This is a genomic window from Bradyrhizobium sp., assembly GCF_049581145.1.
Taxonomy (GTDB): Bacteria; Pseudomonadota; Alphaproteobacteria; order Rhizobiales; family Xanthobacteraceae; genus Bradyrhizobium.
The window spans coordinates 1-1,581 of the sequence record NZ_JBAURI010000971.1 but is presented as its reverse complement, the minus strand read 5'-3'; the positions used below and the strand labels follow the sequence as shown (position 1 = coordinate 1,581).

Genomic DNA, 1,581 nt, shown 5'->3' with positions numbered 1-1,581 from the left:
TCGGCGCGCGGCGTCGCGGCCAGCAGCGCGCGGGTATAAGGGTGGCGCGGCCGCGCCAGCACATCGGCGGTTTCGCCCTCTTCGAGCACGCGCCCGGCATGCAGCACGCTCATGGTGCGGCAGATCTTGGCCACCACGCCGAGGTCATGGGTCACGAACAGCACGGCTGAGCGATGGCGCTGCCTCAAACGCTCGACCAGCTGCAGCACCTGGCGCTGCACGGTGACATCGAGCGCCGTGGTCGGCTCGTCCGCGATCACGAGAGCGGGATCGCAGGCAAACGCCATCGCGATCAGCACGCGCTGCCGCATGCCGCCGGAGAGCTCGTGCGGATAGAGTCCGAGCGCGCGCCGCGGCTCGCGGATCGCGACCTCGGCGAGCAGTTCGCCCGCGCGCGCCAGCGCATCGCGCTTCGAGAGCGCAAGGTGATGGCGCAGCAGGATCGCGATTTGGGCGCCGATGCGCTTCACCGGATTGAGCGAGGTCATCGGATCCTGCGGGATCAGCGCAATGCGGCGGCCGAGCAGGCTGCGCCGCTCCGGCTCGCTCATGGCGAGGAGATCGCGGCCCTCGAACGTGATGTGGCCTGTGGTGATGGCGGCGTTGGCCGGCAACAGCCCGAGCACGGCGCGTCCCAGCATCGACTTGCCGGCGCCGGATTCGCCGACCAGTCCGCGCACCTCGCCGGGTTCGAGCGCGAGGCTGACGCCGCGCAGCACGTTGGCCGAAGCGGCGCCCTTGCCGATCGCAACGTGCAGGTCCTGGATGGAAAGCGCTGCCGTCATCGTCGCTGCACCGGATCGAGCGCCATGCGCAGGCCATCGCCGAGCAGGTTGAAACCGATCACGCTTGATATGATGCAGCCGATCGGCAGCGCCATGATCCATGGCGCCTGATAGACGATCTGGCGACCTTCGGCGATCATGCCGCCCCAGGTCGGGGTGTCGCCGGCGACCGAAATGCCGACAAAGGACAGGATCACCTCGACCAGGATCGCGATGCCCATCTCGACCGATAGCAGGGTGACGGCCAGCGGGATCAGGTTGGGGAAGATCTCCAGCCGCAGGGTTGCGCCGCGGCTCATGCCGATCACGCGCGCGGCGGCGGCGTAATCGCGCTGCAGCTGCACCATGGTTTCGGCCCGCATGACGCGCGCGAACCGGGTCCAGTCGACGACCACGATCGCCGCGATCACCGAGGTCAGCCCGGCCCCGATCACCGCCGCCAGCACGATCGACAACAGCACCGGGGGAAACGCCATCCAGACATCGATCAGGCGCGAGATGATCTGATCGATGAAGCCGCCAAAACTGCCGGCGATCAGGCCGAGGGCAACGCCGATCAAGGCTGCCAGCGAGGCCGCGATCAGCGCAACGGCAACCGCGGTCCGCGCCGCATAGATCAATCGCGACAGCACGCAGCGGCCGAGGCTGTCGGTGCCGAGCCAATAGGCCGGGTCGCCGCCGCTGCTCCAGGCCGGCGGCAATTGTGCCGACAGCAGGTCCTGTTCGAGCGGATCGTGCGGCGCGATCAGCGGCGCAAACAGGGCGACGAGAGCAAGCAGGCCGACCAGCGCCGCGC

Annotated in this window: 2 protein-coding genes; both read right to left on the bottom strand. The window is 68.9% G+C overall.

The window, feature by feature from the left end; genetic code table 11:
- Positions 1-785 (bottom strand): ABC transporter ATP-binding protein (locus WCB02_RS31650; protein WP_423964375.1); only part of this gene is annotated, 785 nt, incomplete at its 3' end.
- The coding region (locus WCB02_RS31645; protein WP_423964372.1) for an ABC transporter permease at positions 782-1,581 on the bottom strand (800 nt) is incomplete at its 5' end. The genes WCB02_RS31650 and WCB02_RS31645, both read right to left, overlap by 4 nt.